Origin of the sequence: Parvibaculum sp., from assembly GCF_030694575.1 — a bacterium.
Taxonomy (GTDB): Bacteria; Pseudomonadota; Alphaproteobacteria; order Parvibaculales; family Parvibaculaceae; genus Parvibaculum.
In genome coordinates, this window is record NZ_JAUYUS010000112.1 from 1 (window position 1) to 17991 (window position 17991).

General features: G+C 64.7%; 21 protein-coding genes. 9 read left to right on the forward strand and 12 right to left on the reverse strand.

Translation table 11 applies throughout. The annotated features are described in order from the left end of the window. Both Q8S60_RS15580 and Q8S60_RS15585 read left to right on the forward strand, forming a co-directional pair. Positions 1 to 375 (forward strand): alpha-hydroxy-acid oxidizing protein (locus tag Q8S60_RS15580; protein WP_305668710.1); only part of this gene is annotated, 375 nt, incomplete at its 5' end. Positions 376 to 414: 39 nt separating this feature from the next. Further along, positions 415 to 876 carry an anthrone oxygenase family protein gene (locus tag Q8S60_RS15585; RefSeq protein ID WP_305668711.1) on the forward strand — a complete coding sequence of 154 codons (462 nt, stop codon included), beginning with the start codon at positions 415 to 417 and terminating at the stop codon, positions 874 to 876. 1 nt (position 877) lies between these two features. Here Q8S60_RS15585 and Q8S60_RS15590 read toward each other — a convergent pair whose 3' ends face one another. Continuing rightward, entirely contained in the window at positions 878 to 1387 is a 510-nt protein-coding gene (locus Q8S60_RS15590; protein WP_305276311.1) for a helix-turn-helix domain-containing protein, read from the reverse strand. Between the two features lie 85 nt (positions 1388 to 1472). On the opposite strand from Q8S60_RS15590, the gene Q8S60_RS15595 reads away from it, so the two are divergent. Next, the gene (locus Q8S60_RS15595) at positions 1473 to 2297 is read left to right on the forward strand and encodes a dienelactone hydrolase family protein (protein ID WP_305668712.1); all 825 of its coding nucleotides are present in this window, start codon (positions 1473 to 1475) and stop codon (positions 2295 to 2297) included. Positions 2298 to 2307: 10 nt separating this feature from the next. On the opposite strand, the gene Q8S60_RS15600 is transcribed toward Q8S60_RS15595, so the two are convergent. The 4 genes from Q8S60_RS15600 to Q8S60_RS15615 all read right to left on the reverse strand — a co-directional run bounded on the left by Q8S60_RS15600 (position 2308) and on the right by Q8S60_RS15615 (position 5154). Beyond that, entirely contained in the window at positions 2308 to 2646 is a 339-nt protein-coding gene (locus tag Q8S60_RS15600; protein ID WP_305276307.1) for a DUF86 domain-containing protein, read from the reverse strand. Continuing rightward, complete coding sequence (locus tag Q8S60_RS15605) at positions 2636 to 3133, reverse strand: nucleotidyltransferase domain-containing protein (RefSeq protein ID WP_305276305.1); 498 nt, start codon at positions 3131 to 3133, stop codon at positions 2636 to 2638. The genes Q8S60_RS15600 and Q8S60_RS15605 overlap by 11 nt, the downstream gene beginning before the upstream one ends. 162 nt (positions 3134 to 3295) lie before the next feature. Further along, the gene (locus Q8S60_RS15610; protein ID WP_305276304.1) at positions 3296 to 4459 is read right to left on the reverse strand and encodes a PQQ-dependent sugar dehydrogenase; all 1164 of its coding nucleotides are present in this window, start codon (positions 4457 to 4459) and stop codon (positions 3296 to 3298) included. 2 nt (positions 4460 to 4461) lie between these two features. After that, positions 4462 to 5154 carry a DUF6655 family protein gene (locus tag Q8S60_RS15615; RefSeq protein ID WP_305276302.1) on the reverse strand — a complete coding sequence of 231 codons (693 nt, stop codon included), beginning with the start codon at positions 5152 to 5154 and terminating at the stop codon, positions 4462 to 4464. A gap of 215 nt (positions 5155 to 5369) precedes the next feature. Between Q8S60_RS15615 and Q8S60_RS15620 the strand changes: the two genes are divergently transcribed. The 3 genes from Q8S60_RS15620 (at position 5370) to Q8S60_RS15630 (ending at position 7322) form a co-directional block, all read left to right on the forward strand. Continuing rightward, a complete protein-coding gene (locus Q8S60_RS15620) occupies positions 5370 to 6335 on the forward strand; it encodes a nitronate monooxygenase family protein (protein WP_305276300.1) in 966 nt (321 codons plus the stop codon). Between the two features lie 89 nt (positions 6336 to 6424). Next, positions 6425 to 6847 (forward strand): TIGR02301 family protein, encoded by a 423-nt coding sequence (locus Q8S60_RS15625; protein WP_305276299.1) that lies wholly within the window; start codon positions 6425 to 6427, stop codon positions 6845 to 6847. A 178-nt stretch (positions 6848 to 7025) separates the two neighbouring features. Then, positions 7026 to 7322: a hypothetical protein gene (locus Q8S60_RS15630; protein WP_305276298.1), complete on the forward strand. Its 297-nt coding sequence runs from the start codon at positions 7026 to 7028 to the stop codon at positions 7320 to 7322. Positions 7323 to 7399: 77 nt separating this feature from the next. Here the strand turns inward: Q8S60_RS15630 and Q8S60_RS15635 are convergent, their stop codons facing one another. The 5 genes from Q8S60_RS15635 to Q8S60_RS15655 form a co-directional block, all read right to left on the reverse strand. Beyond that, complete coding sequence (locus Q8S60_RS15635) at positions 7400 to 8068, reverse strand: outer membrane protein (RefSeq protein WP_305276297.1); 669 nt, start codon at positions 8066 to 8068, stop codon at positions 7400 to 7402. Positions 8069 to 8195: 127 nt separating this feature from the next. Next, a complete protein-coding gene (locus Q8S60_RS15640; RefSeq protein WP_305276296.1) occupies positions 8196 to 9740 on the reverse strand; it encodes an acetolactate synthase large subunit in 1545 nt (514 codons plus the stop codon). 52 nt (positions 9741 to 9792) lie between these two features. After that, positions 9793 to 10434 (reverse strand): LysE family translocator, encoded by a 642-nt coding sequence (locus tag Q8S60_RS15645; protein WP_305276294.1) that lies wholly within the window; start codon positions 10432 to 10434, stop codon positions 9793 to 9795. Then, positions 10431 to 12287 carry an AMP-binding protein gene (locus Q8S60_RS15650; RefSeq protein WP_305276293.1) on the reverse strand — a complete coding sequence of 619 codons (1857 nt, stop codon included), beginning with the start codon at positions 12285 to 12287 and terminating at the stop codon, positions 10431 to 10433. The genes Q8S60_RS15645 and Q8S60_RS15650 overlap by 4 nt, the downstream gene beginning before the upstream one ends. Before the next feature lie 9 nt (positions 12288 to 12296). Next, positions 12297 to 13289, reverse strand: coding sequence for an MDR family oxidoreductase (locus Q8S60_RS15655; RefSeq protein ID WP_305276291.1), 993 nt, complete (start codon positions 13287 to 13289; stop codon positions 12297 to 12299). 280 nt (positions 13290 to 13569) lie between these two features. Here Q8S60_RS15655 and Q8S60_RS15660 point away from each other — a divergent pair, with 280 nt between their 5' ends. Beyond that, positions 13570 to 13842, forward strand: a complete 273-nt coding sequence (locus Q8S60_RS15660; RefSeq protein WP_305276289.1) for an usg protein — start codon at positions 13570 to 13572, stop codon at positions 13840 to 13842. Positions 13843 to 13961: 119 nt separating this feature from the next. On the opposite strand, the gene Q8S60_RS15665 is transcribed toward Q8S60_RS15660, so the two are convergent. Continuing rightward, positions 13962 to 15299, reverse strand: a complete 1338-nt coding sequence (locus tag Q8S60_RS15665) for a dihydroorotase (RefSeq protein WP_305276287.1) — start codon at positions 15297 to 15299, stop codon at positions 13962 to 13964. Further along, the gene (locus Q8S60_RS15670) at positions 15296 to 16291 is read right to left on the reverse strand and encodes a glycosyltransferase family 9 protein (RefSeq protein ID WP_305276286.1); all 996 of its coding nucleotides are present in this window, start codon (positions 16289 to 16291) and stop codon (positions 15296 to 15298) included. Before Q8S60_RS15670 ends, Q8S60_RS15665 begins: the two co-directional genes overlap by 4 nt. 155 nt (positions 16292 to 16446) lie before the next feature. Here Q8S60_RS15670 and Q8S60_RS15675 point away from each other — a divergent pair, with 155 nt between their 5' ends. Next, on the forward strand, positions 16447 to 17352 hold the full coding sequence (locus Q8S60_RS15675; protein ID WP_305276285.1) for a folate-binding protein YgfZ: 906 nt from the start codon (positions 16447 to 16449) through the stop codon (positions 17350 to 17352). Next, positions 17342 to 17938: a DNA-3-methyladenine glycosylase I gene (locus Q8S60_RS15680; RefSeq protein ID WP_305276284.1), complete on the forward strand. Its 597-nt coding sequence runs from the start codon at positions 17342 to 17344 to the stop codon at positions 17936 to 17938. The genes Q8S60_RS15675 and Q8S60_RS15680 overlap by 11 nt, the downstream gene beginning before the upstream one ends. Positions 17939 to 17991 lie beyond the last annotated feature (53 nt).

Consider the following 17991-nt stretch of genomic DNA (forward strand, 5'->3'; position numbering starts at 1 on the left):
ATGGACCGCGAGGATGCACGGATCGCGATGGCGGAAGTGGCGCCGGAGGGGATCGTCGTTTCCAATCATGGCGGACGGCAGCTCGACGGCACGCCGGCGACGCTCGACGCGCTGCCCGCGATCCGCGAGGAGGTGGGCGACCGGACGACGGTTTTCGTCGATGGCGGCATCCGAAGCGGGCTCGACATCGTGAAGGCGATGGCGCAAGGCGCGGATGCGTGCCTGCTCGGCCGCGCCTGGGCCTTTGCACTGGCGGCGCAGGGGGAAGCCGGCGTGAAGGCGATGCTCGGCACGATGCGGCAGGAAATGCATGTGGCGCAAGCGCTGACGGGCTTCACGCGGGCGCGGGATATCGACGGCAGCGCGATTGCGTGAGACGACCGGGGCACGAGGGGCGCGGATCATCGGGAAGACATGATGAGACCTGCTTCATATCTTTCGCTTGCGGCACTTGTTCTTGCCGCGCTCGCGCTCGTTCCGGCGGGCGCGCATCTCTTTGCCCTGCCTAACAAGATCGGGCTGACGCAGGACGACTATTTCACCGTTCAGGGCATCTATCGCGGCTGGAGCCTGTTCGGCATCGTGCTCATCGGATCGCTTGCCGCCAATCTCGCGTTGGCCGTTGCGCTGCGGCGAGAGCGGGTGCCCTGCCTGTTCGCGGCGGCGGGCGCCCTTCTCATGGCGGCGGTGCTGCTTCTCTTCTTCGCGTTCATCTATCCGGCAAACCAGGCGACGGCGAACTGGACAGCGGTGCCGGAGAACTGGGACATGCTGCGCAGGCAATGGGAATATGGCCATGCGGTGAATGCGGTGCTGACATTCGCGGCGTTCATCTGCGTCGCGGCGAGCGCACTCGGAACGCGGCGGGAAATATAGGTCAGGCCGAGGTTCGGGGTTTTCGCTTTTTCGCGGCGCGCCTGCGGGCGGCGGGGTCGATGACGATTTCGATGTCGGTCATGTCCACCGCCCTACCCTTTTCATCGACATAAGCGACGGAAATCTTGCCGCCCGTCGTGCGCGAGCGGAGCGTGAGCGGCAGCTTTTTCCCGCCCAGATATTTGTCGCCCCATTGCGTCATCGCCATGAAGGGGAGCGCCAGCGCGCGGCCCATCTTCGTCAGCGGATATTCGACGCGGGCGCGCTGGCCCACTTCGCGATAGGCGCGCTTGTCCATGATGCCGGTTTCGACCAGCGATGCGAGGCGGGCGCTCAAGACAGTGCGCGGGATGTCGAGATCGGCCTGAAAGTCGTCGAAGCGGCGCAGGCCATGCTGCGCGGAGCGGAGAATGAGCAGCGTCCAGCGGTCGCCGATCAGCTCGAAGCTGCGCGAGAGGTTGCATTCTGCGAGCGAGACCGGCGAGCGGCGGATGGGGGCATCGTCCTTCATGACGCCAGCATATCTGAGTTGCAAATTCATATCCAGCCTGTCATGGTCAGCAAAGTCCATAAAATGGATTCAGCAGGAGAAGATCATGGCGCCGCAGAACCTCCACGAAGACGACCCGCTCGACGATTTCGACCCGCGCGAGATCACGCTCAACGGCGCGACGAAGAGGGTTCATGTGAGCGGCGCCGGGCCTGCCGTGATCGTGATGACGGAGATGCCCGGCATCAGCCCGCATGTGGCGCGGTTTGCGCGCTGGGTGCGCGACGCGGGGTTCACGGTCTACATGCCTTCACTGTTCGGCCGCGACGGCGCCGTGCCGGCGGCGGAGGAAGGCGTGGCGGTTTTTCAGCGGGTGTGCGTTAGCGCCGAGTTCCGCGCCTTCGGGGCGAATACCTCGAGCCCGGTGACGCAATGGCTGAGGGCGCTGGCGCGGATGGCGCATCAGGAATGCGGAGGGCCGGGCGTCGGCGCGATCGGCATGTGCTTCACGGGGAATTTCGCGCTCACCATGATGCTGGAGCCGGCGGTGCTGGCGCCGGTTCTCGCGCAGCCGTCTCTGCCGCTCGACGAGCCAGCGGGACTGGAGATCGCGCCGGAGGAGCTGACGGCGGTGAAGGCGCGGCTCGACCGCGAGGACCTCACCGTTCTCGGCTATCGCTTCACGGGCGACAGAATCTGCCGGGCGGAACGCTTTGCGGCTTACGCGAACGCCCTCGGCGACCGCTTCAGAGCACGGGTGCTGCCGGACGAGGCGGCGAACACAGATGTTGCGCCCTTCTTCGCCAAGCATGTCAACTATCCGCACAGCGTGGTGACGCAGCACCTGATCGACGCGGCGGGCGAGCCGACGATTGCGGCGCGCGACGAGATACTGGCGTTTTTCGCGCAGCGGCTTGGCGAGGGGCGTTGATCCAGAGGCATCAGAGATCGAGTTCGGTGCGGCAGGCGGCCTTCAGAAGGGGAAGGCGGGAGCGGACCAGCTCCCATATGATTTCGATATCGATGTCGCCGTAGTCGTGACGCAAGATCGAACCGAAGCGGCGAAGGTTCACGAAATCCGCCTCGGGATATTTTCCGTCCAGCCCATCGCCGATCTTCCGTGCAGCTTCGCAGCATCGTTCAAGACATCGCTCGACAGCATCCTGCGTCAGCGGGCTGGAGCGAAACGCCGCTTCATCCATGCCCGCTACATGCCCCTCAATACGCGCGATCTGTTCGAGAATATCTCCGAGACGTTTCAGCGGATCGCTAGAAGGCATAAATCTGATCCTCGGCGAGATGTTCCGCGAGTTCCGGTTTCATGCCGGCACGACGACGAACGATATCGACCGGGACGCCGATGAGGCTTTCGACAAGGCCGCCAATACCCGCGAGGTCGAGAATATCGAAGCGGCGAGCCGGATCGATATCGACCACGATGTCTATATCGCTTTCGGGCGTGTCTTCCATGCGGGCGACGGAGCCGAAGACGGCGAGGTGGAGAACGCCTCGTCTTTCGAGTTCGGGTTGCGCTTTCTGCAGTGTACGGAGCACATGGGCGAGGCGGCTTTTGTGGCGCGGGCGATCCGACAGGGCCGATTGCAGCGCCTGTAGGCTGGCGCGGAGGGGCGTTCCCCTGCCCTTTTCGAAATTGACCAGCGTGGCGCGGGAGATGCCGGCGCGGCGGGCAAGCTCGGCCTGGGTCAGGCGGAGGCGGGCGCGGGCGGCGCGGAGGTCGGCGGGGGTGAGGGTTTCGGCAGTTTCCATGACTGAAGGATGTACAATATTTTACTTTTTGTCAAATATTTTACATCACACAGCATGTCAGGCTCGGCGCCCCCGCCCCAAACGGCTTGCAGCCGTTTGACCCTCCCCGAGGGGAGGGTGGGAAGAAAGATTGCCGATGAGCGTGTGTCTCTGTACTGCGCCCTACTCCGCTTTCGTTATGCGGAGGATCTGGCCTTCTTCTTCGTCGGTGAGGAGGTAGAGGGCGCCGTCGGGGCCCTGGCGGACGTCGCGGATGCGGAGGCCCAGGGTTTCGAGGAGGGGTTCGTCGGTCAATACCTTGTCGCCGTCGAGGGTGAGACGGCGGAGGCTCGGGATGGCGAGGCCGCCGACGAAAAGGTTGCCCTTCCATTCGGGGATGGCGTCGCCCGTATAGAAGGCCATGCCGGAAGCGCCGATGGAGGGCGTCCACTGATAATGCGGGTCCTCCATGCCGGGTGCAGATTTTTTGCCGGTGCCGACCGGCGTGCCGTTGTAGTTGACGCCGTTGGAGACGACGGGCCAGCCGTAATTCTTGCCGGGTTCGGGAATGTTGATCTCATCGCCGCCGCGCGGCCCGTGTTCGTTTTCCCAGAGTTTGCCGGTTTCGGGATTGAGGGCGGCGCCTTGCGGATTGCGGTGGCCGTAGGACCAGATTTCCGGGAGGGCGCCTTCCTTGTCCACGAAGGGATTGTCTTCAGGCACGGAGCCGTCGGGCCAGATGCGGACGACCTTGCCGAGATGGGATGAGAGGTCCTGCGCCTGGCCGCGGAATTTTTCCTGCTGGCGCTCGCCCAGCGTGACGAAGAGATGGCCTTCACGGTCGAAGACGAGGCGCGAGCCGAAATGATTGGTGCTCGCTTCCTTCGGCTGCTGGCGGAAGATGACTTCCACGTCCTTCAATTGCGGCGACATGCTTTCGGTGAGACGGCCGCGCGCGACGGCGGTGCCGTTTTTATTTTTGTTCTCCGGGGCGTCGCCTTTTTCCGAATAGGTCAGATAGACGAAACGGTTTTCCGCGAAGTCCGGGTCGAGCGCGACGTCGAGCAATCCGCCCTGGCTGCGCGCGTCGACCTGCGGCACGCCATAGATCGCATTGCCGATCTTTCCTTTGGGCGTGACGATGCGGAGGAAGCCCGGCCGTTCGGTGACGAGCATGTTGCCGTCCGGCAGGAAGGCGAGACCCCAAGGATGCTTCAGGCCCTGCGCCACCGTTTCGACGCGGATATTCGTTTCGCGGGTCGCGATATTTTCATCGAGCGCGAAGGCGGCGCCCGCCGATCCGGCAAGGAGGCAGACGGCGAGAAGGAGGCTCGGGATGCGGGGCATGGTTAGTTCCTTCCGGCTTCGGGCGGGCTCATATCGGCGGCGGAGCCGTTCACGGCGCTGCCTTCGTGAGCCGTTTTCGGCGGCGCGCGCAGGATTTCTCCCGTGCCCTCCGGCATGACGTCGCTGGTGGACCAGGAGATAATGAACAAGGCGTCGTATTCGGTCTGTTGCGAGAAGCCGAAATCGGAGGCGGAACTTGAAATCAGCTTGCCGGTCTTCGCGTCGTAGCCGGCGGCGGCGAATTTCGCGACGCCCTGGCGGCGGTCGCGCTTGAAGAGCGCGATCTCGGGCAAGCCGAGGCTGCCCGCCAGCGGGATCGGCACATCCATCTGCGGGATGCCGACGATCAGCGAGTTCTCGTCTATCGAGAGCGCGCCGGCGCGAATTTCCACGATCATGTCGGCCTGATCCCGCTTTTCGACGAGGCGCGCGCCGCGGCGCAACAGCCGGTCGCGGATGGCGGCGACGGCGTATTTGCTGTCGGTGCCGTCGAAATACGCGGAGTCGACGAAGATTTTCGTATCCACGGGAATGGCGATGGAGAGGTTCTGCGCCGCGCGGTCGGCGGCGGCGGAGATCATCAACTGTTCCGTCGCTGTACGCGAGGGGGCGGTCCGGCGCTCCGTGGTGCAGCCGGCGAGGAGAAGGGCCGCCATGGCGGCGAGAGCGAAGGGGGCAAGCGGGCGGGGTTGCATGAAATCCCTTGGGAAAGCGGTCATGAGCCGAGCTTCGCCGCAGGAGGGGACGAAAATGTGGCGGTGCGGCAAAGAGCGCGCGGTCCCTGCCCGCCAGGTCACAACATTTCGGGCGATGGAACCTTGACAGAAAAGGCGGGTGGCTTTTAGTTAGGCTACCGAACTAAATGACGGCGCCGGTTTCACCCGGCCTCGCGCTTCAGGGAGTAGCCCCCATGACGATCCGCACACCGCTTTGCGACCTTCTCGGCATCAAATATCCGATCATGCTGGCCGGCATGGGCGGGGTTTCCTATGCGGAACTCGCGGCCGCCGTATCCAATGCGGGCGGCTTCGGCACGCTCGGCATGGCCGGGCTGCAGCCGGAGGAGATCCGCGTGCAGATGAAGAAGGTGAAAGACCTGACGGACAAGCCGTTCGGCGTCGACCTTCTGGCGGCGGTGCCGGAATCGCTGGAGCGAACGGCGGACATCATGATCGAGGAAGGCGCGACGGCGTTCATTTCCGGTCTCGGCGTGCCGAACAACATCCTGAAGAAGCTGCACGATGCGGGCATGAAGGTGATGAATGTGTGCGGCACCGTGAAACATGCGGTGGCGGGCGAGAAGGCGGGGCTCGACGGCGTGATCGCGCAGGGCACCGAAGGCGGCGGACATACGGGCAAGGTGGCCGGCATGGCGCTGATCCCGCAGATCGTGGACGCGGTGAAGACGATCCCCGTGATCGCGGCCGGCTCCATCGTCGACGGGCGCGGGCTCGCGGCGGCACTTGCCTTCGGCGCGCAGGGCGTGTGGATGGGCACGCGCTTCATCGCCGCGAAGGAAAGCCATGCGGGCGACATGTACCGGCAGGTGATCGTGGACGCGAAGGACACGGACACGATCGTGACGCGCTGCTATTCGGGCAAGACGATGCGCGTGTTCAACAATCCTTACGTGCAGGACTGGGAGAGCCGTCCGCAGGAGATCCAGCCGTTCCCGCAGCAGGCGATCCTGTCGCATCAGAACAATGTGATGGGCGGTATCGGCGGGCAGATCGAAGGGCTCGACCGCGACCGCTCCTGCTTTGCCATGGGCCAGGGCGCGGGCGGTATTCACGAGGTGCTGACGGCGGCCGAAATCGTCGAGAAGACGATGGCGGAGGCCGAAGAGGTTCTGGCGCGGCTGAAGAAATACGCCTGAACGAGACCGGCCGGCGGCAGGCCCGTTTCCTGCACCGCGTTCCCTGGAACCCGCACTTTTGAGGGGTGCGGACGGGAATTCGGGGCGGAATGGAACAGGGACTGTCCATATTCGATACATACGGCTTCATGCGCCGGCGGAAGCGTGCGGTTTGCGCGCTGCTCGCCGCGCTGATGCTGGCCGCCGCGCCGCTTCCCCATGCCCGCGCGCTGGCGCTTCCAGGCACAATGCTGCAGCTCGCCGAGGTGCTGGGGGCCGTTCACCATCTGCGGACGCTGTGCGGCACCAATGAGGGGCCGCTGTGGCGGAACAAGATGATCGAGATGATGAGCGTCGCCAATCCGTCCGAAACGGAGCGGCAACAGCTCATTCAACGCTTCAACGACGCCTATCACCGCTACCAGGACGCCTATCGGAACTGTACCGCCAAGGCGGCCAGCCAGTCCGACAAGCTGATGCTGGACGGGCAGAGACTGGCGGACGAGCTTGCTTCCGGCAGCTACGGCCGATAGCGGCGGACGAGTATCCCCTGCGACCCTATGGTTATCGGAGACGGCGTATGTCTCATCCGATATGGCGACCGTTAACCTCCGCTTCACGAAACGGGAGACATTCGCCGCGAGTGTGTTAAAAAGGCGATGTAATTCTCCGGCGCGTATGCCGGAGGCGAAAGTGCCGTAGAGAGGGACCATGGCCGAAGATTTTCCTGGAGACGCCACGTTCGGTCCGCTCGACGAAGACGGATACGACGCGTCGCCGCTGACGGAATCCGAGCAGCGCCGCGTGGCATTGCAGAACATTCTCGACGCATGGGACGAAGCGCTGGGCGAAGGCGTGGAAGCCGACGTGCTGGCGACGACGGCGATTTTCGCCGCGCTGTCCGACATGGTGGAAGCCTATGGCGAGGACGCCGTGGCGGAGATGGCGAACGGACTTGCCGACCGCGTGCGGCAGGGCGAGTTCACGCTCAATCGCGTGCTGAACTAGGCACAAGCGGACCGCAAATCGAAAGCCCGCCGTTTCCTGCGAGACGGCGGGCTTTGATTTTCAACGGATGATTTTCGTCAGAAGCGGATGTTGACGCCGAGCGAGGTGCGGTTGCTCGTCAGGTCGATATCGCCATCGACCGGCAAGCCGAACCATGTGCCGGCGTAATTTTCGGCGCCGAGATCCATGTAGAGATATTCGGCCTTCACCGACACCCTGTCGCTGATTGCATATTCCAATCCGGCGCCAGCGGTCCAGCCGACCCGGTTTTTCGTTTCGTTCACGTTCGTCGTGAAGCCGAAACCGAAATCCTGGAAATAATCGACTTCCTGCCGCGCCCAGGCGATGCCGCCCGTGAGGTAAGGAAGGAACGCGCCTGCCGCATATCCGAGACGGCCGCGAAAAGTGCTGTAGGCTTCGATCTTGCTGTGGGTTTGCGTGACGATGGTGAGGCCGACGGTGTCCACGATGTTGCGGCTGCCGGACGCCTCGGACAATCCGATGTCGGCAATAAAGCCGGTGACGATGCCGTTCGGATGCTGGTGGTCGTAACCGACCTGAATGCCGCCGGAAAAGCCGTCGAGGTCGTGGTCGTAACCGTAGTAGTCGTTCGTCTCCGTTTCAAACCAGTCGTAGCCCGCGTGCATGCCGACATAAAAACCGGACCAGTCATGGCCTCTGTCGGCGGCGAGCGCGGGCGTCGAGAACATAGCGACGGCTGCCGCGAGGCAGGCAATGCGTTTCATGGAGGGGCCCCCTTACCAAACTCATAATTTCACTCACGCAAATTAAGGAGCATTGGTGCGAGGTCAATAAAAAACGGGCGGCGAAGGGGGAGCCCCCTCGCCGCCCGGGCATCTGCCAAATGCCGGATCAGAGCATCACTTCGATAAGGCGCGGCCCCTTCTGCTTCATGGCCGAAGAGAAAGCGTCGGCGAATTCTTCCGCCGTTTCCACCCGGACGGATTCGACGCCCATGCCCTGCCCCAGATGCACCCAGTTCAGTTCCGGGTTGTGAAGATCGAGCATGGAGAGCGCCTTGGGGCCGGGGTTTTCGGCGCCGACACGCATCAGCTCGATATTGAGGATGGCGTAGGAGCGGTTGGCGAAGATCACGTTGGTCACGTCGAGCTTTTCGCGCGCCTGCGTCCAGAGGGATTGCAGCGTGTACATCGCGCCGCCGTCGCCGTGGAGACAGACGACCTTGCGGCCGGGACAAGCGACCGCCGCGCCGGTGGCGAGCGGCAGGCCCTGACCGATGGCGCCGCCGGTGAGCGAGAGGTGATCGTGTGGCGCGGCGTTCACCGTCGCGATCATGGAGCCGATGCCGGAGGTCGCGGCTTCATCCGAGACGATGGCGTTGTCCGGCAGATAATGCGCAATGATCTGGCCGGCCGTGAACTGGTCGAGCGCGCCTTTCGGCAGATCGGGCTTTTTCAGGGGCGCGACATTCGCCGGCTCTTTCGGCGCGGCGATGGCGGAGGCGACGGCTTCGAGCGCGGCGGTGCCGTCTTCATGCGGATGGGCGAGATAGATGATGTCGGCGCTTTCGGGCGTGCACCAGCTCGGCTTGCCGGGATAGGCGAAGAAGGAGACGGGCGGCTTCGAGCCGACGAGGATCAACTGCTCGACGCTCGCCAGCGTTTCGACCATCTGCTCGGCGAAATAGGGGATGCGCTCGATGACGACGCGGCCCGCGCCGCGCTGGAGGCGGGGCGCGAAGGTGTCGCACATGATGCGCGCGCCGGATGCCGCGGCGATGCGGCCGGCGGCGGCGAGGCCGCGTTCCTTGAGCGCCGCACCACGGACGAGGATCGCGGTCTTCTTGCCGTTCTTCAGCGCCCTGGCAGCGGCGTCGATGGCTGCCGAGGAGACTTCGGCGGGCGCCGTCAGCGGCAGCTTCGGCGCGGGATGCTCGGCGTCGAGCCAGGCGGTGTCGGCGGGGAGGATGAGCGTTGCGATCTGGCCGGGCGGTTGCATGGCGGCATGGACCGCGCGGGCACCATCGGCGGCGACGGTTTTCGGGCTGGTGGAAGATTGCACCCAGCCGGAGACGGGGCGCGCGAAGCCGACGATGTCGGAGGCGAGCGGCGCGTCGTATTGGGCGTGGTAGGTGGCGTGGTCGCCGACGATGTTGACGATGGGCGTCTGCGCGCGGCGGGCGTTGTGGAGATTGGCGAGGCCGTTGGCGAGGCCCGGCCCGAGATGGAGAAGCGTCGCGGCGGGCTTTTCGGCCATGCGGCCATAGCCGTCCGCCATGCCGGTGACGGCGCCTTCGAAGAGGCCCAGGATCGCGCGCATGCCCTCGACCTTGTCGAGCGCAGCAACGAAGTGCATTTCCGAGGTGCCGGGGTTGGAGAAACAGACCTCGACGCCCGAATCCACCAGCGTCCGCACCAGACTTTCCGCACCGTTCATGTTGCCGTCTCCCACGCGATTTTTTATTGCGAACCGGAATTCCAGTTCGAGATTAGAGCAAAACCCTCGCCGCGACACGTGCGAGAATGAGGATACCGAAACCGAAGATGAGCACCCCCGAGACACGGTTCACGATCACCAGCATGTGGTCGTTCATGCGATGGCGGAACAGGCTGACGAAACCGGAGACGCTGGCCCACCAGAGGATCGAGCCGGACATGACGGCCAGCACGATGGTGGCGGCGTGACCGTAATCCTCGCCAGCAGCCGCGAGACCCGCGATGCCGCCGAAAATGGCGATGAAGCCGAGCATGGTGGCCGGGTTGGTGATGGTGAGGACGAAGGTGGCGGCGAAGACGGCCGCCATGGCGCCGGAAGCGTTGACCGGTTCCTCGTCGCCGAAATGGGGACGGGCAAACCAGGTACGCAGGCCGAGGCCGATGAGGAAGAAGCCGCCGATGAACTGCAGCACGGTTTCGAAGCTGATGACGAAATCGACCGCGGCGGTGAGGCCGAAGGCGGCGATGGCGGCGAAGATCGCATCGCCCGCCGCCGCGCCGCCGCCGGACAGAAAACCGTTCAGCCAGCCGTAGCGGAGCGTGCGGCGGATGACGATGAGATTGACCGGGCCGATGGGCGCGGCAACCGCCACGCCGATCGCGACACCATTTGCCGCCAGTCCAAAATCGATCATACGACTACAACGTCGTTGCCCGGCGGATTCGCATAAAGCTTTTCGACGAGAGCGGCGCGGCGGCCGAGCGCCACGGACTGATTGATGTAGCCCTTGTCGGTAAGCTCGCCCGCATCGACGCTGGGCGGCTCGGCCATGAGCAGCGCACGGACGATGCGCGTGCTCGACCCCGGATGGGTCTTGTTGTGCTCACGCATGCCATCGGCGAGACGCTCCAGCACGGCCGGGTGGCGGATCAGGTCTTCGACGGCAAGGGAGGGATCGCCGGCGATGTTGCGGCAGGCGGGAATGTTGGGGAAGCCGAGAATGCCGACGAAGGCGCGGTCGAGGCCGGCGACGAGCGCGTCGGACAGAACACCGTTCGAGCCAGCGACGACATCGACGCGGAGCTTGCCCGCGCTCACCCATGTGCCGGTGGAAAGCTTGAAGTCTTCCGCCACGCGGCCGTCGAAGACGAGACCTTCGAGCGGGTTTTCGGGATCGAGGAAACGGGCGCCGTCGCCGAGGCGATAGAAGCCTTCTTCGTCATAGGCCTCGCGCGTCTTCTCCGGGTTCTTGTGGTAGCCCTTCGTGATGCAATCGCCGCGCACGCGGACTTCCATCTTCTGGCCGACGGGCGCGAGCTTCAGTTCGATGCCGGGCAGCGGCAGGCCGAGAAGGCCCATGCGCTCGGTCGGCCAATGGACGTTGCAGATCGTCGGCGCGGTTTCGGTGGCGCCGTAGCCGGACGAGAAGACGATGCGCTCGCCCACCGTGCGGATCGCGACCTTCTGGATGCGGTCGTAAAGGTCCTGGCTCAGGGCAGCGCCGCCGTAAGCCATGGTGCGGATGCGCGAGAAGAAGTTCTTCGCCAGCGCCTCGTCGTTCTCCAGCTCGTCCACCAGCATGGTGTAGGCGGCGGGAACATTGGAATAGGCGGTGGGCGCGATCTCGCGGAGGTTCTGCACCGTTTCCGCGAAGCCGCCCGGGACGGGACGGCCGCCGTCGATATAGAGCGTGCCGCCGGAGACGAGGAGATTGTTCAGGATGGCGTTGCCGCCGAAGCAATGGTTCCAGGGGAGCCAGTTGAGGAGGACGGCGGGCTCCTCGTTTTCCTCTTCCAGCGTCACGCTTTTCGGCATCACCGAATTCACGCACATCATGCGCTGCGTGGTGATGACGGCTTTGGGCATACCGGTGGAGCCGGAGGTGAAGAGATACTTCGCGACCATGTCGTAGTTCTGGCGCGCATAGCTCTCTTCGACCGCATTGCCCGGCGCCGTGGCGAGAAGATCGGCGAAGGCGGTGCCGCGCGAGCCATCGACGGTGACGAGTTCGACGCCGTCGAGATCGAGCGCCGCGAGGCCGCGTTCGAAGGGCGCGGCTTCCTGCATGAAGATGAGCTTCGGTTCGACGAGATCGAAGACGTAGCGCAGCTTGTCGAAATCCGAACTCATGGTGCTGTAGGAGGGCGAGACCGGCGCGACGGGAACGCCCGCCAGGATCGCGCCATAGGTCATCAGCGCATGTTCGATGGAATTGCCTGAGAGGATCATCACCGGCGAGGACTGATCGAGGCCGCGATCGAGCAGCGCCTGCGCGATGGCGTTCACCTGCCGGTTGGTGTCGGCATAGGTGAGAAGTTCCCACTCGCCGAAGCCTTCCTTCGACGGCCTGCGCTTGCCGAGCCAGACGCGGTCCGGCGCTTCAGCGGCCCATTTGCGGATCGGCGCGATGAGATTTTCGGGCACGCCGCGCAAGGGATGGGGATTGCGCATCACGATCGAGCCGTCGGCGCGGTGCTCGATGTCGAGCTTCGGCTCGACATAGTTCGGGAAGCGGAACGGCGGCAGGTTCATATCGGGCTTTGTCATTCCGGCCGCTCACGCATTCACGTCGATGACGGCGCGTCCGCGCACATGGCCCGCGATGATTTCTTCCGCGAGCTTCGGCACGTCGTCGAGCTTCGCCCGGAAGCTCATGGCGTCGAGCTTCTTCATGTCGAGGTCGGTGGCGAGGCGCTTGTAAGCTTCGACGCGCTTTGCCATCGGCGCCATCACGCTGTCGATGCCGGCGAGCGTGACGCCGCGCAGGATGAAGGGCGCGACGGAAGCGGGAAGGTTCATGCCCTGCGCAAGGCCGCAGGCAGCGACCGTGCCGCCATATTTCGTCATGGCGAGGACGTTTGCCAGCGTGTGGCTGCCGACGGCATCGACGGCGCCGGCCCAGCGTTCCTTGCCGATGGGCTTGCCGGGGGCGGAAAGCTCGTTGCGGTCGACGATTTCGGAGGCGCCGAGGGATTTCAGGTAATCAGCTTCCGAGGCGCGGCCGGTGGAAGCGATCACCGTGTAGCCGAGCTTCGAGAGGAGCGCGATGGCGACGGAGCCGACGCCGCCCGCCGCGCCGGTGACGAGGATGGGGCCGCTTGCGGGCGTGACGCCATTATGTTCGAGCGCGAGGACGCAGAGCATGGAGGTGTAGCCGGCGGTACCGATGGCCATGGCGCGCTCGTTCGAGATCGCGTCGGGAAGCTTCACCAGCCAGTCGCCCTTCACGCGCGCCTTCTGCGCATAGCCGCCATTGTGGCCTTCGCCGACGCCGTAGCCGTTCAGCACGACGCGGTCGCCGGGCTTGAAACCGGCATGGGAGGATTTCTCGACCTTGCCGGAGAAGTCGATGCCCGGGATGAGCGGGAAGGAACGGATGATCGGCGCCTTGCCGGTGAGGGCGAGGCCGTCCTTGTAGTTCACCGTCGAATAATCGACCGCGACGGTGACGTCGCCTTCCATCAGATCGGCTTCGGTGAGGTTCACGAATTCGGCTTTCGGGCCGGCTTCGCCCTTCGAGACGCGGATGGCGCGGAACGTATCGGTCATGGGTCGGGCTTCCTGTTTGACGCTTCCGGGTGGCTATTTTTGTGCCTGTTGTGGCGACAAACGAACCCAAATCCGGCGCGGGGTCAAGCAGCGGAGGGACGGCCCTGCGGCGGCGCGGGAGACGGCTGGCACTCACCGCGGGAAGAGAGTGCCAAGTCCCTGATTTTGTTGAACGAATCGGCTTGCTTCAGCGTTTGTCAATATCGACGTGTGTAATTTTGGTGACTACGATTCACTGACACATGTTCTGTTCTGGATTGTTCGATCTGGAGGGCGTTGCGTGAAACAGGTTTCGGAACTGAAGAAGCTGATCGAAGGCTACCGGCTGGTGACGGCCGAAATTCTCTACCGGATGCCCGACCATCCGAAGCTGCTGCAGAGCTATCTCTGGCAGGATTACGACCTCGAACCGAAATATCCGGCGCTCTCCAGGTTTCTCGACTTCTGGTCGCGGGAGCTTGAGGGACCGATTCATTCGGTGCGCGTCGGTACGCGGCGGGTGATCCATCCGAGCGAGCTGATCCGGGCGGATTTCGTGGCGACGATTCATTAGTACCCTCCTCGTCATTGCGAGGAGGCGAAGCCGACGAAGCAATCCAGAAGCTGCAAAGGCGGAGCCTGCCGCCCCTGGATTGCTTCGCTCCCTGCGGTCGCTCGCAATGACGATGATTTTCAGTGGCGCGGGAGGTTCTCGACGAAGGTGATCGGTTCGCCGGTCGCTTCCGCATCCAGTTCGTCTTCCCACATGGCGCGGTGGCCGCGGACGATGGTGCCGATGGGCCAGCCTTTGACGGTCATGCCGTTATAGGGCGTCCAGCCGCATTTCGAGGCGATCCATTTATCCTCGATCGTGCGGGTGGCCGACATGTCGACGATGGTGAGGTCGGCGTCGTAGCCGACCGCGAGGCGGCCCTTGCGGGACATGCCGAAGATGCGCTGCGGGCCGGCCGATGTCAGGTCCACGAAACGCTGCAGCGTCAGGCGGCCTTCGTTCACATGGTTGAGCATCACCGGCACCAGCGTCTGCACGCCGGGCATGCCGGAGGGCGACTTCGGATAGGTCTGTTCCTTTTCTTCGATGGTATGCGGCGCGTGGTCGGAGCCGAGCACGTCAACGATGCCGGCGGCGAGACCTTCCCACAGACCGGCGCGATGTTCGTGGCCGCGGATGGGTGGGTTCATCTGCGCCAGCGTGCCGAGCGCCTCGTAGCATTCGGGCGCGGCGAGCGTCAGGTGTTGCGGCGTGACTTCGACGGTGGCGATGTCCTTGTTCTGCGCGAGGATCGGCATTTCATCGGCTGTTGAGATGTGCAGCACATGGATGCGCTTGCCGGCTTCGCGCGCGAGGCGGAGAACGCGCGTGGTGCAGAGAAGGGCGGCTTCGGCGTCGCGCCAGACATGATGCGTCTCGACATGGCCGAGCAGTGCCAGCTCGCGGCGTTCGCGCAGGCGGAACTCGTCTTCCGAATGGAAGGCGGCACGGCGGTTGATCGCCTTCAGCACGCGCAGCACGTCCTCGTCCTTTTCAACGAGCAACGTGCCGGTGGAGGAGCCCATGAAGACCTTGATGCCGCAGCAGCCGGGCGTCCGCTCGATGTCGGCGAGGATGTCGACATTCTGCGTGGTGGCGCCGCCGTAGAAGGCGAAGTCGCAATACATGCGGTGGCGGGCGCGGGCGACCTTGTCGGCGATGGCGTCGGGCGTCGTGGTCGGCGGGGCGGTGTTCGGCATTTCGAAGACGGAGGTGACGCCGCCGAGCGCGGCGGCGCGGCCGCCCGAGGCGAGGTCTTCCTTGTGTTCGTTGCCGGGCTCGCGCAGGTGGACCTGGCTGTCGACGACGCCGGGGAGGATGTGGAGCCCTCTCACGTCGATCGTCTCGGCGGCGGAGACGCGCGAGAGATCGCCGATGGCGGCGATGCGGCCGTCCTTTACCGCGACATCGGCGAGGCCGGTGCCGTCATGATTGACGATGGTGCCGCCCCGGAAGACGAGATCGCAGGTCATGCTCACGACAAATTTCCTTTTTCCAAGATGGGCACGGCATTCTGGCCGCTCACGTCCGTTTGTGCCAGCAAGGCGGTGGCGGCTTCCAGGACCGTTTCGACCGCGAGGTCTTCCATGTGGTTGCGGCCGTGCCAGTCTTTCTCCACGCCCTCCCCCGCCCGGACCTCGCCCACTGCGCGCGGGACCCGCACGGCAACGGTCTTCGGACCCCAGGGCGCATAGATGGCGTCGTCGCTCGGCCCGAAAAGACCGACGGTAGGCGCGCCGGCGGCGGCGGCAAGGTGCATGAGGCCGGAATCGTTGCCGACATAGAGGCGGACGCGCTCGAAGCAGGCGGCGGTTTCGTCGATGGCGGCACCCACGAGGTCGATGCGGTGCGATTCAGGCACGGCGTCGAGGACCGGCTGGCAGGCCGCGCGGTCGCCCGGACCGCCCGTTACGAGAAGATGCGCGCCTTCCATGGCGCCGCCGGGTCCGAGCAGGCGCCGGGCCAGTTCGGCGAAACGGTCCGCCGGCCACATCTTGCCCTCCCAGGCGGCGGCGGGGCCGATGGCAAGGACCTGCATGCCGTCCGGGATCACGGTACGGGCGCGGGCCTGCAGTTCAGCACCCGGCCAGACGCGCGGATCGGGCGGCGGCGAGAAGCCCGCCACATTTGCGTTGTGGACGACGCGGTGCAGCGTGTGATCGGGCTTGAGGATGTGGCGCTTCCGCGTCCATAGCAGCCAGGCGGTCGCGGAGCCGCGCAGGTCGATCACCGCCTCGAAGCGGTGGAACATCGTGGCCTTGAGGAGTTTGCGCCAGTGGCCGGCGCGCTTTTCCTTGCGCATTTCGATGATGCGGGTGACGCCCGGCGCGTGGCGGAAAACGCCGGTCGCGAGCGGGCCGCAGGCGACCCAGAATTCGGCGCCAGGATAGCGCTCGATCAGGCCGCCGAGGAGACCCGTCGACAGGACCGCATCGCCGATGCGGTTGGAGGCAATAAAGAGAATACGCATATAAAATCCGCCAGCGGCGCGAAGGACGGGCGAACCGCCAGCCTCGGGGTTCACCGGGTTATAAGTGGCCGGGGCGCCGCTGCCAAGGTTCCGGGTGCTTGCGGACCGCCCTCGCCGGGCCTACATCTGATGGCCGGAACGGAACGAGGCAGGACATGACAGGGGCGTTGGCCTCGGCGCTTTCGAAGCGCGGGGTTCTGAGGGTCGCGGGCCCGGAGGCGCGGAGCTTCCTGCAGGGCCTTGTCACCAACAATGTCGAGCTTGCGAGCGGCGATACGGCCGTTTACGCCGCGCTGCTGACGCCGCAGGGCAAATTCCTGTTCGATTTCTTCATTGCCGCCGACCCCGCCGACAAGGACGCCGTGCTGCTCGATTGCGACGGCGCGCGGGCGGATGCGCTGGTGAAGCGGCTCACCATGTACAAGCTGCGGGCCAAGGCGACCATCGAGGACCTGAGCGACACGACGACCGTGCTGGCGCTGTGGAACGAGGACGGGAGCCCGCTCGCCGAGGGCCCGGGCTTCGCGGACCCCCGGCTTCCCGGCATGGGACGGCGGGCCATCCTGGCTTCGGGCGATGCCGAGGGTGCAATTTCGGCGGCGAAAGCGCGGGCGGCGGGCGAGGAAGAGTACCACCGGCTGCGAATAATGCTCGGCGTGGGCGATGCCGCGCAGGATTTTGAACCGGATCGGACCTTTCCTCTCGAGGTGAATATAGCGGAGCTTAACGGGATCGATTTCCACAAGGGCTGCTTCGTCGGGCAGGAGGTTACCTCGCGGACGAAACGGCGCGGCAGCGTACGGAAACGGCTGCTGCCGGCGCATGTGGAAGGCGATCTGCCGCCGCATGGAACGCAGGTGAAGGGTGTCGCGCGCGAAGTGGGCACGGTGCTGTCCGGCGACGAAGAAACGTCGCGCGTGCTGGCACTGCTGCGGCTCGATCTCATTCGCGGCTCGGTGCTGGAAGCGGGCTATTCGGAAATCCGGCCGGAAGTGCCGTCATGGCTGCATATCGATCTCGACGGCAGCGACGAGGAAGCGAGCACGGGCGATGGCGACTGAGACGAAACGATGCCCGTGGCCGGGCGAAGACCCGCTCTATGTGGCCTATCACGACGACGAATGGGGCGTGCCGGAATATGACGATCGGGCGCTTTTCGAGAAGCTCGTGCTCGACGGATTCCAGGCCGGCCTCTCGTGGATCACGATCCTGAGAAAACGCGAGAGTTTCCGCGAGGCTTTCGACGGCTTCGAGCCGGAACGGATCGTGCGCTATACGCCGGCGAAGGTGGAGAAACTGCTGAAGAACCCCGGCATCATCCGCCATCGCGGCAAGATCGAAGCGACGATCGGCAATGCGCGCGCTTATCTCGACATCATGGAGAAGGACGGCAGCTTCGCCGACTTCCTCTGGGCGTTCACCGACGGTGTGCCGCAAGTGAACAAATGGAAGCGCATCACCGACGTGCCGGCGGAAACGCCGATGAGCGTCGCGATGTCGAAGGCGCTGAAGGCGCGCGGCTTCAAATTTTGCGGACCGACGATCGTTTATGCCTTCGCGCAGGCGGTCGGCATCGTCAACGACCACCTCGTCACCTGTCCCCGACACGCGACTTGTTCCGCAATGGTTGGAATCTCCAACCAATAATTAAGCGTCGTTATGTCCTGCTGTGTCGGCGGAATCAATGTTCCGCCACATTG

Coding starts and splice junctions, on each gene's coding strand:
- Q8S60_RS15615 (WP_305276302.1), bottom strand. CDS start 5,154: ATGCAACCCCGCCCGCTTGCCCCCTTCGCTCTCGCCGCCATGGCGGCC.
- Q8S60_RS15680 (WP_305276284.1), top strand. CDS start 17,342: ATGGCGACTGAGACGAAACGATGCCCGTGGCCGGGCGAAGACCCGCTC.
- Q8S60_RS15605 (WP_305276305.1), bottom strand. CDS start 3,133: ATGGAAACTGCCGAAACCCTCACCCCCGCCGACCTCCGCGCCGCCCGC.
- Q8S60_RS15620 (WP_305276300.1), top strand. CDS start 5,370: ATGACGATCCGCACACCGCTTTGCGACCTTCTCGGCATCAAATATCCG.
- Q8S60_RS15630 (WP_305276298.1), top strand. CDS start 7,026: ATGGCCGAAGATTTTCCTGGAGACGCCACGTTCGGTCCGCTCGACGAA.
- Q8S60_RS15610 (WP_305276304.1), bottom strand. CDS start 4,459: ATGCCCCGCATCCCGAGCCTCCTTCTCGCCGTCTGCCTCCTTGCCGGA.
- Q8S60_RS15600 (WP_305276307.1), bottom strand. CDS start 2,646: ATGCCTTCTAGCGATCCGCTGAAACGTCTCGGAGATATTCTCGAACAG.
- Q8S60_RS15590 (WP_305276311.1), bottom strand. CDS start 1,387: ATGAAGGACGATGCCCCCATCCGCCGCTCGCCGGTCTCGCTCGCAGAA.
- Q8S60_RS15670 (WP_305276286.1), bottom strand. CDS start 16,291: ATGCGTATTCTCTTTATTGCCTCCAACCGCATCGGCGATGCGGTCCTG.
- Q8S60_RS15645 (WP_305276294.1), bottom strand. CDS start 10,434: ATGATCGATTTTGGACTGGCGGCAAATGGTGTCGCGATCGGCGTGGCG.
- Q8S60_RS15675 (WP_305276285.1), top strand. CDS start 16,447: ATGACAGGGGCGTTGGCCTCGGCGCTTTCGAAGCGCGGGGTTCTGAGG.
- Q8S60_RS15640 (WP_305276296.1), bottom strand. CDS start 9,740: ATGAACGGTGCGGAAAGTCTGGTGCGGACGCTGGTGGATTCGGGCGTC.
- Q8S60_RS15650 (WP_305276293.1), bottom strand. CDS start 12,287: ATGACAAAGCCCGATATGAACCTGCCGCCGTTCCGCTTCCCGAACTAT.
- Q8S60_RS15595 (WP_305668712.1), top strand. CDS start 1,473: ATGGCGCCGCAGAACCTCCACGAAGACGACCCGCTCGACGATTTCGAC.
- Q8S60_RS15625 (WP_305276299.1), top strand. CDS start 6,425: ATGGAACAGGGACTGTCCATATTCGATACATACGGCTTCATGCGCCGG.
- Q8S60_RS15635 (WP_305276297.1), bottom strand. CDS start 8,068: ATGAAACGCATTGCCTGCCTCGCGGCAGCCGTCGCTATGTTCTCGACG.
- Q8S60_RS15655 (WP_305276291.1), bottom strand. CDS start 13,289: ATGACCGATACGTTCCGCGCCATCCGCGTCTCGAAGGGCGAAGCCGGC.
- Q8S60_RS15585 (WP_305668711.1), top strand. CDS start 415: ATGATGAGACCTGCTTCATATCTTTCGCTTGCGGCACTTGTTCTTGCC.